Genomic DNA, 8,338 nt, shown 5'->3' with positions numbered 1-8,338 from the left:
GGAGGGCGGTGGGGGCGGCGGTCGGACCTCGACCCCTGTAGCACTTGATTGCTACGATTCTCCGGTAAGGACGATCAGCCAGCGCGAGCTCCGCAACGACAGCGGGAGGATCCTCCGCGAACTGCGTGACGGCGAGGAGTTCGAGGTCACCGTCAACGGGGAGAGCATCGGCGTCCTGCGGATGACCCCACCCCCCGGCGGGCCGCAGCGCTTCGTCAGCGCCGCGACCTTGCGCGGGGCCTACGAGGCGGCCCCCCTCACCCCCGAGCAGCGCCACGCCTGGAAGCAGGACATCCGCGGGACCTTCGACGACGAGGTGGACGACCCGTACGCACGGGCGGCTCAGCGCCGGGAGGCGTGAGCGCAGCCGTGGGAGTCCTGATCGACACCAACGTGCTGGTCGACGGCATCGTCGTGGAGGACGCGGCCATCTCGATCCTGACGATGTTCGAGCTGGCCGGCGGCATCCACGGCGTCAGCAGTCCTGCCGAGCGCGCCGACCGCCAGCGCCGCTACGACCTGGCGGCATCCGCCTTCGACCCCATCCCCGTCACCCAGCGGGTGCTCGACGCCTACCACGCCATCGACGCCGCGGTGGTGGCCATCGGGCGCAAGCCCAGACCGCGACGCATCGACCTGGTGATCGCGGCCACGGCCCGGGCGCACGACCTCGCCCTCGTGACCTCCAACGCCGACGACTACCGAGGTCTCACGGGACTCGTCGACGTCCGCGAGCCGTGAGCTCCCGGCCGCCGTGAGCTCCCGGCCGCCGCGGCTCACCCCTCGCGCGGCGCCGCGGCCGCGAGGCGGCCCTCGCCGGTGACGGTCAGCGGGTGCTCGGCGGCGGCGGCGAAGGCGCTCTGGCCGCGCTCCAGGACGACCTCGCCGCGCGCGGAGGCGACGCGCACCGAGCCCTCCAGGCACAGCAGCGCGCGCGGCAGCGGGGCGGTCCACGCGGTCTGCGCGCCCGGGCGCACCCGCAGCACGGTGAGCGCGAAGTCGTCGACGTCGGCGGGCGCGAAGACCTCCTCGTCGTCGGACACCCGCCGCGGCGCGAGCAGCGGCGGCGGCAGGACGCGGAAGTCCAGCACCCGCAGCAGCTCCTCGACGTCGACGTGCTTGGGCGTCAGCCCGCCGCGCAGCACGTTGTCGGAGCTGGCCATCAGCTCCACGCCGGTGCCCTCCAGGTAGGCGTGCACGTTGCCGGCGGGCAGGTACAGCGCCTCGCCGGGCTGCAGGCGCACCTGGTTGAGCAGCGTGGAGACCAGCACCCCCGGATCGCCCGGGTGGTGCCCGGCGAGGTCCACGACGCACTGCGCGGAGGGGTCGTCGACGTCCTCGCAGGCGGTGGCGACGGCCTCCACGAGCGGGGCGACGGCCTCGGCCGGGGCGGTGAGCAGCCGCCGGGTGGCCGCGCGCAGCGCCTGCTCCTCCTGAGCGCCGCGCAGGTCCGCCAGCAGGGCCTCGAGCAGGTCGGCGGAGTCCGGCGGCAGCTCCTGCAGCCGCAGGCCGGCCAGCAGGTCCGCGGCGGCGGCGGGATCGCGGAAGCCGGCCACGGCGGCGAACGGCTCCAGCGCGTACAGCAGCTCCGGCTTGTGCTCGGCGTCCTTGTACAGCCGGTGCGGGGCGTCGGGCGCGACGCCCGCGGCCTCCTCCTCGGCGAACCGGCGCGCCGCCGTCGCCCGGTCCGGGTGCGCCTGCAGCGACAGCGGCGCCGCGGCGGCCAGGACCTTCAGCAGGAAGCCCAGCCGCTCGCCGCGGCCGCCGAGCAGGCCCGCCGGGTCGGCGGCGATCCGCTCGTCGAGCGGGACGCCCTCGGCGTCGGAGGGGGCCGAGGGGTGGGCGCCGATCCACAGCTCGGCCTGCGGCGAGCCGTCGGGCTCGACGCCGAGCAGCTGCGGGATGGCGCTCGTGGAGCCCCACGCGTAGGGCTGGACGGTGTTCGTCAGGCGCAGCACGCGGCCGAGGCTACGGCCTCCGCCGGAGTATTCGCGGGCCTGATCACCTGCGCTGGCTACAGTCGCTGCCATGAGCGTTCTCGTCACCGGCGGCGCCGGGTACATCGGGTCCCACGTGGTGCGGCTGCTGCAGCAGCGCGGCGAGGACGTCGTCGTCGTCGACGACCTGTCCAACGGCCGCACCCAGCGCGTCGGGGACGCGACGGTGCTGGAGCTGGACCTGGCCACCGACGCCGCGCACCCCGCCCTGGTGTCCGCCTTCGCCGAGCACGGCGTGCAGGCCGTCATCCACTTCGCCGCCCGCAAGCAGGTCGGGGAGTCGGTGCAGCAGCCGGCGCGGTACTGGTCGCAGAACGTGGGCGGGATGGCGAACCTGCTGCAGGCCATGGCCGACGGCGGCGTCGGCAAGCTGGTCTTCTCCTCCTCGGCGGCCACCTACGGCGCGCCCGCGACCGACGTGGTGCGCGAGGACGGCCCCGCCGAGCCCATCAACCCCTACGGGCAGACCAAGCTCGTCGGCGAGTGGATGGCCCGCGCGGCCGGTGTCGCCTGGGGGCTGCGCTCGGCGAGCCTGCGCTACTTCAACGTGGCCGGCGCCGGCTGGGACGACCTCGGCGACACCGCCGTGATGAACCTCATCCCCATCGTCTTCGAGGCGCTGGACGCCGGGCGGGCGCCCGTCGTCTTCGGCGGCGACTACCCCACGCCGGACGGCTCGGCGATCCGCGACTACGTCCACGTCCTCGACCTGGCGCAGGCGCACCTGGCGGCGCTGGACCACCTGGCCGCCGACGAGCGCCCGCACGACGTCTTCAACGTCGGCTCCGGCAGCGGCTCCTCGGTGCTGGAGGTGCTCGCCGTGGTCCGCGAGGTGACCGGCGTCGACTTCGAGGCGGACGTGCGCGAGCGCCGCGCGGGCGACCCGCCGCAACTGGTCGCCGACGTCTCGCGCATCTCCGGGACGCTCGGCTGGTCCACGACGAAGGACTTGCGCGACATCGTCGCCAGCGCCTGGCAGGCGCGGAAGTCCTGAGCGCGACCGGGACGCCGGCGGCGCGGGGGCTCAGCGCGGCAGCAGCAGGCTGAGCCCCAGCAGCACCGGCACGAGCAGGACCGTCGTGACGAGCACGGTGTCGCGCGCGAGGTCGCGCGCGACGCCGTAGCGCACGGCGAAGGTGAAGACGTTCTGCGCGGTCGGCAGCGCGGCGACCACGGTCGCCGCGAAGACGGCCGCGTCGTCGAGGCCGACGGCGAAGCGCGCCACGCAGTACGTCGCCGCGGGCTGCACGAGGCCCTTGAGGGCGCTGGCCAGCAGCACCTCCGGGCGGCGCCAGCCGGCCAGGCTGCGCCCGTGCAGGGACATCCCGAAGGCCACGAGGGCACCGGGGATCGCCAGCCCGGCGAGCAGGCCGAGCGGCTGGGCCAGCGCCGTCGGCAGCGTCCAGCCCGTCGCCGACAGCAGCAGGCCGAGCGCGCTGCCGACGAGGACGGGGTTGGCCAGCGGCGCCAGCAGCCGGCGCAGCGAGCGCCCGCCCTCCGCGCCGTGCCGGCTGACGTCGAGGACGCCGAGGGCCACCGGGCCCAGCACGACCATCTGCAGCAGCAGCGCCGGCAGCACGGCGGTGACGTCGTCGAGCACGTACGCCGCCACCGGCAGCCCGATGTTCGCGGCGTTGACGAAGGAGGAGGCCAGCGAGCCGATGACGAGGTCGTCGCGGCGCAGGCCCAGGCGCCAGCAGGCCAGCACCAGCCAGGCCAGCACGCAGACCGCGACACCGCTCGCGCTGACCAGCAGCTGGGTGGACAGCAGCAGGTGCACGTCGGCCTCGGCGAGGGTCTGCACGAGCAGCGCCGGGGAGCCGACGAAGAAGACCAGGCGGGAGACGACGACCTGCCCGGTGGGCCCGAGGACCCCCGTGCGCCCCAGCACCCAGCCGACCGCGACGAGGCTGGCGACGACGACGAAGCCGGTGAGGACCCCGCTCACGCGGCGGGGCGGTGGGGTCGGCGCACCCCTGGGAGGGTACCGACGCGGCGGCAGGTCACCGTCGGGTCACGATCGCCGGGCTCGCGCGCTCGCGCGGTCGGGAGGGCCCGCGGGCCGTTGCTAGGGTCGAGCACCGTGATCGACGCGCTCGGCAACCCCCGTTCGGTCCTGCTGCTCGGCGGGACGTCCGACATCGGCCTGGCGGTGGTGGAGCGGCTGAGCCCGGAACGCACGCTGGAGGTCACCCTCGCCGCGCGGCCCGGCCCGCGCCGCGAGGCCGCCGCCGACCGCCTGCACCGGCGCGGGCACCGGGTGCGCACGATCGACTTCGAGGCCACCGACCTGGACGCGCACGAGCGCGTGGTCGAGGAGGCCTTCGCCGCGGGCGACGTCGACGTGACCGTGCTGGCCTTCGGCGTCCTCGGCGACAACGAGGTCTCCTGGCAGGACGCCGCGGAGGCGGTGCGGGTGGCGACGGTCAACTACACCGCGGCCGTCGGCGTCGGGGTGCACCTGGCGCAGCGGCTGAAGGCGCAGGGCCACGGCGTGCTGGTGGCGCTCTCCAGCGTCGCGGGCGAGCGCGCCCGCCGCTCCAACTTCGTCTACGGCTCCTCCAAGGCGGGCTTCGACGCCTTCTTCACGGGGCTGCGCGAGGCGCTGCGCCCCTTCGGGCCCCGCGTCGTCGTGGTGCGCCCCGGCTTCGTCACGACCAAGATGACGGAGGGGCTGCAGGCCGCCCCGCTGTCCGTGACCGCCGAGCAGGTCGCAGAGGTGACCGTGGACGCCGTCCGCACCGGCAAGGAGACCGTCTGGGCCCCCCAGCCGATGCGGTGGGTCATGTCCGCGCTGCGCCACGTCCCGGCACCGGTGTTCCGCAAGCTGCCCCTCTGAGACGTGACGAGCGAGGTCTCCCTGTCGAGCACCCCCACCCGGCCCCCGGCGGCCGCCGGCACGGTCCCGGGGGCGCGGCGAGCGCCCTCGGCGGGCCCCGCGGTGGACGCGGCGCCCCCGCGCCGGCTGCCCGACGTCCTCGTCGGCCTCGGGGCGGTGGCCGCCGCCCTGGTGGTCTTCTCCTGGCGGCTGAGCACGCCGAGCCCCTGGCGCGACGAGGCCGTCACGATCGCGGTCGCCAACCGCAGCGCCGTGGACGTCTGGCGCCTGGTGCAGCACGTGGACCTCGTGCACGCGCCGTTCTACTTCCTCGTGCACGCCCTGCCCGGGCCCGCCGACGTCGGGGACGCCCGCTGGATCTCGGTGGTGGCGGCCGCGCTGACCGCTCCGCTGCTGTTCGGCCTGGGGCGGCGGCTGGCGGCGCCGGCGGTGGGCGCGGGCACGGCCCGGCTGACGGGGGCCGCGGCCGCGGCGCTGTTCGTGGCGATGCCCTTCGTGAGCCGCTACGCGCAGGAGGCGCGCCCCTACGCGGTGGCGACGCTGCTGGCCACGGCCGCCACGTACCTGCTCGTGCGCGCCGGCACCGGGCACCGGCGGGCGACGTGGGCGGCGTACGCGCTGACGCTGCCGCTGCTGGTCGCCTTCAACACCGTCGCCGCGCTCGTGCTCGTCGCCCACGCGGGCTGGCTGCTGGCGGCTCCGGCGCGGGTGCGCCGGCGGGGCGCCGCGGCGGCCGCCGCGGGTCTGCTCGCGGCGGCGCCGCTGGTGCTGGCGCAGAGCCGGCAGAGCGAGCAGGTCGCCTTCCTGGAGCGGCCGACGCTCGCCGAGCTGGGCTCCCACGTCGTCTTCGCGCTGGGCTCCTCGGCGGTCGCGGTCGTCGTGGCCGCGCTCGCGGTGGCGCTGGCGCTGTGGCGGGCCCGCGCCCGCCGGCTGCTCCTGGTCGGGCTGCTGTGGGGCGCGCTGCCGTGGCCGCTGCTGTGGGCGCTCTCGCAGCTGCAGCCGTTCTGGACCACCCGCTACCTCGTCTTCGTCGCGCCGGGCACCTGCCTGCTGCTGGCGGCCGTGGTGACGGTGGCGCTGACCCGCCGCCACCGCGCGGCGGTGGCGGGCGCGACCGCGGCGCTGCTGGTGGCCGGGCTGACGGTGACGGGCCTGCACATGCAGTTCGTCTTCCGCGACCCCGAGATCGGGCACGCGGAGGACCTGCGCGGCACCGCCCGCTACGTGGCCGAGCACGCCCGCCCGGGCGACGGGCTGCTCTTCGTGCCGGACGGGGAGTACCGCTACCGGGTGCTGACCCAGCTGTACCCGCAGGCCTTCGCCGCGCTGGACGACGTCGCGCTGGACGAGCCGGCCGCGGCGTCGGCGACCCTGGTCGGCCGGACGCTGCCGCCGGAGCGGCTGGCGCAGGCGGTGGCGGGGCTGCGGCGCGTCTGGGTGGTCGGCGGCACCGGCCGGGTGGTCACCGCGACCGCCGCCGACCGCGAGACGGTGCGGCTGCTGGACGCGGGCTACCAGCTGGTCTCCACCGAGGAGCGGCGGGCCTTCAGCGTGCGGCTGTACGTCGCCCGGTGAACACCCGCCCCACCCGTCCCGGGCGCCCCACCATTTACAGCTGAGGCGTGATCGCCTACGTTCCGTCACGACCCCCACGGACGGAGTGCACCCGCATGGCCTCGACCCTCCCCTCGCCGCGCCCGTCCGCACCGGACCCGCAGGCGTCCGCCCCGCAGGCACCCGCCCCGCAGGCACCGCGGCTGAGCCGGCGCGCGGCCCTGGCCGGAGCGGGTGGCGCGCTCGCGGTGCTGGCCGTGCCCGCGCCCGCCGCCGCGGCCGGTGCGGCGGGCTCGACCCGCTCGCTGGCGCTGGGCACCCGCTCGCTCGCCGCGCTCGCCGCGGACGGCGGCGCGACCCGCGTGGTGGCGGTCCCCGTCGACGGCGGCAGCATGCTGGGGGTCGTCTTCCCCCGCGGCACCGCGGCGGCGTCGGTGGGCGTGCGGGTGCGCCGCGCGGGCGGGCAGCCCGGCCCGTGGCTGGAGCTGCCCCTGGGCGACGGCGCCCCCGACCCCGACCGCGACGAGCCGGAGCCCACGGCCTCGGACCCGGTGTGGACCGGTGAGCTCGGGCCGGGCGCGACGGTGGAGCTGCGGCTGCCGGCCGCCGACGTCGGCCACGCCCGCCTGGAGGTCGTCGACCCCGGCGCGGGGCCGGTGGGGGTGGCGGAGCAGGTGGCGGAGCAGGTGCCCGCGCCGCGCGGTGCGGCGTCGCTGCGGGAGCGGACGGCGCTCGCGGGCGTGGCGCAGGTGGCCCGGCCCCGGATCCGCTCGCGCGCCGAGTGGGGCGCCGACGAGTCGCTGCGGCGCACCGAGCCCGACGTCGGCGCCACGATCAAGGCGGCGATCGTGCACCACACCGCCGACGGCGGCAGCTACTCGCGGGCCGAGGTGCCCGCCGTCATCCGCGGCATGCACCGCTACCACACGGTCTCGCTGGGCTGGAACGACCTGGGCTACAACGTCGTCGTCGACCGCTTCGGCGGCGCCTGGGAGGGCCGCGCGGGCGGGCTGGCCCAGCCCGTCGTCGGCGCCCACGCCGGCGGCTTCAACACCGACACCCTCGGGGTGTCGATGATGGGCGACTTCACCGACGACTCGCCCAGCGAGGCGTGCCTGCAGGCCGTCGCCGAGGTGATCGCCTGGAAGTTCGCCCTGCACGGCGTCGAGGCGGACGGGTCGGTGGAGCTGACCTGCGCCGGCGGCGGCACGGCCCGCTACGGCGCCGGGGAGACGGCGGTGGTGCGCACGATCAGCGGCCACCGCGACGTCGGCTTCACCGCCTGCCCCGGGGACGTCGGCTACACGCACCTGGACGACGTGCGCTCCCGGGTGGCCGCGCTGCTGCGCGCGGGCGGGGGCACCGCCGCGGCCTCCGCGCCGGCCTCGGCCGTCGAGGCCAAGCACGCCGCGGTCGGCGGCGCGGCGCTGCTGGGGGCCGCCACGAGCGCGGAGGGCGACGCGCTGCACGGCGGCCGCTTCCGCCACTACGAGCGCGGGTCGATCTACTGGCACCCGCGCACCGGGGCGGTGCTGGTGCGCGGCACGCACGCGCCCAAGTACGCCTCGCTGGGCTGGGAGCGCTCCGCGCTGGGCTTCCCGACGGCGGACACCGCCGACTTCCCCGGCGGCACGGGCAGCGCGACCCACTTCCAGGGCGGGTCGATCTACCGCCGCGCCGGGGGGCGCCCGCACGCCGTGGTGGGCGCCATCCGCGCCACCTGGGCGTCGATGGGCTGGGAGACCTCCGTGCTGGGCTACCCCGTGGGCGACGAGCGCGACGTGCCCGGCGGGCGGGCCTCGGACTTCGAGGGCGGTCAGCTGCGCTGGGACCGCAGCACCGGCGCCGTCCGCCTCGTGCGCTGAGCCCTCCCTCCTCCCGCCCCGCACGGTGATCTTCCACGGTGCACCGTGGAAGATCACCGTGCGGGGCGGGCCGGCTCCTTGAT

Annotated in this window: 8 protein-coding genes; 6 read left to right on the top strand and 2 right to left on the bottom strand. The window is 76.7% G+C overall.

Annotated features, from left to right (window positions below; all coding sequences use genetic code 11):
* Both GTQ99_RS24425 and GTQ99_RS15945 read left to right on the top strand, forming a co-directional pair.
* Positions 1–361: type II toxin-antitoxin system Phd/YefM family antitoxin (locus tag GTQ99_RS24425; RefSeq protein WP_205707604.1), on the top strand; the 361-nt coding region annotated here is incomplete at its 5' end.
* On the top strand, positions 358–741 hold the full coding sequence (locus GTQ99_RS15945; RefSeq protein ID WP_166616720.1) for a PIN domain-containing protein: 384 nt from the start codon (positions 358–360) through the stop codon (positions 739–741). The genes GTQ99_RS24425 and GTQ99_RS15945, both read left to right, overlap by 4 nt.
* 35 nt (positions 742–776) lie before the next feature.
* Here the strand turns inward: GTQ99_RS15945 and manA are convergent, their stop codons facing one another.
* On the bottom strand, positions 777–1,958 hold the full coding sequence (gene manA / locus GTQ99_RS15940) for a mannose-6-phosphate isomerase, class I (RefSeq protein ID WP_166616719.1): 1,182 nt from the start codon (positions 1,956–1,958) through the stop codon (positions 777–779).
* Positions 1,959–2,028: 70 nt separating this feature from the next.
* On the opposite strand from manA, the gene galE reads away from it, so the two are divergent.
* Positions 2,029–2,991: a UDP-glucose 4-epimerase GalE gene (gene galE / locus GTQ99_RS15935; RefSeq protein ID WP_166616718.1), complete on the top strand. Its 963-nt coding sequence runs from the start codon at positions 2,029–2,031 to the stop codon at positions 2,989–2,991.
* A 30-nt stretch (positions 2,992–3,021) separates the two neighbouring features.
* Here galE and GTQ99_RS27015 read toward each other — a convergent pair whose 3' ends face one another.
* The gene (locus GTQ99_RS27015) at positions 3,022–3,945 is read right to left on the bottom strand and encodes an AEC family transporter (RefSeq protein ID WP_166616717.1); all 924 of its coding nucleotides are present in this window, start codon (positions 3,943–3,945) and stop codon (positions 3,022–3,024) included.
* 135 nt (positions 3,946–4,080) lie between these two features.
* Here GTQ99_RS27015 and GTQ99_RS15925 point away from each other — a divergent pair, with 135 nt between their 5' ends.
* The 3 genes from GTQ99_RS15925 to GTQ99_RS15915 all read left to right on the top strand — a co-directional run bounded on the left by GTQ99_RS15925 (position 4,081) and on the right by GTQ99_RS15915 (position 8,255).
* Complete coding sequence (locus GTQ99_RS15925) at positions 4,081–4,836, top strand: decaprenylphospho-beta-D-erythro-pentofuranosid-2-ulose 2-reductase (protein ID WP_166616716.1); 756 nt, start codon at positions 4,081–4,083, stop codon at positions 4,834–4,836.
* A 3-nt stretch (positions 4,837–4,839) separates the two neighbouring features.
* Positions 4,840–6,411 (top strand): hypothetical protein, encoded by a 1,572-nt coding sequence (locus GTQ99_RS15920; RefSeq protein WP_166616715.1) that lies wholly within the window; start codon positions 4,840–4,842, stop codon positions 6,409–6,411.
* A 95-nt stretch (positions 6,412–6,506) separates the two neighbouring features.
* Positions 6,507–8,255, top strand: coding sequence for an N-acetylmuramoyl-L-alanine amidase (locus GTQ99_RS15915; protein WP_166616714.1), 1,749 nt, complete (start codon positions 6,507–6,509; stop codon positions 8,253–8,255).
* The last annotated feature ends 83 nt before the right edge of the window (positions 8,256–8,338 follow it).

Source organism: Kineococcus vitellinus (genome assembly GCF_009906315.1).
Taxonomy (GTDB): domain Bacteria; phylum Actinomycetota; class Actinomycetes; order Actinomycetales; family Kineococcaceae; genus Kineococcus; species Kineococcus vitellinus.
This window is presented reverse-complemented; position numbering and strand designations above follow the sequence as displayed.

What these genes read in the sequence shown, in the direction of transcription:
- galE (WP_166616718.1), top strand. Translation starts at nt 2,029, where the DNA reads ATGAGCGTTCTCGTCACCGGCGGCGCCGGGTACATCGGGTCCCACGTG.
- GTQ99_RS15915 (WP_166616714.1), top strand. Translation starts at nt 6,507, where the DNA reads ATGGCCTCGACCCTCCCCTCGCCGCGCCCGTCCGCACCGGACCCGCAG.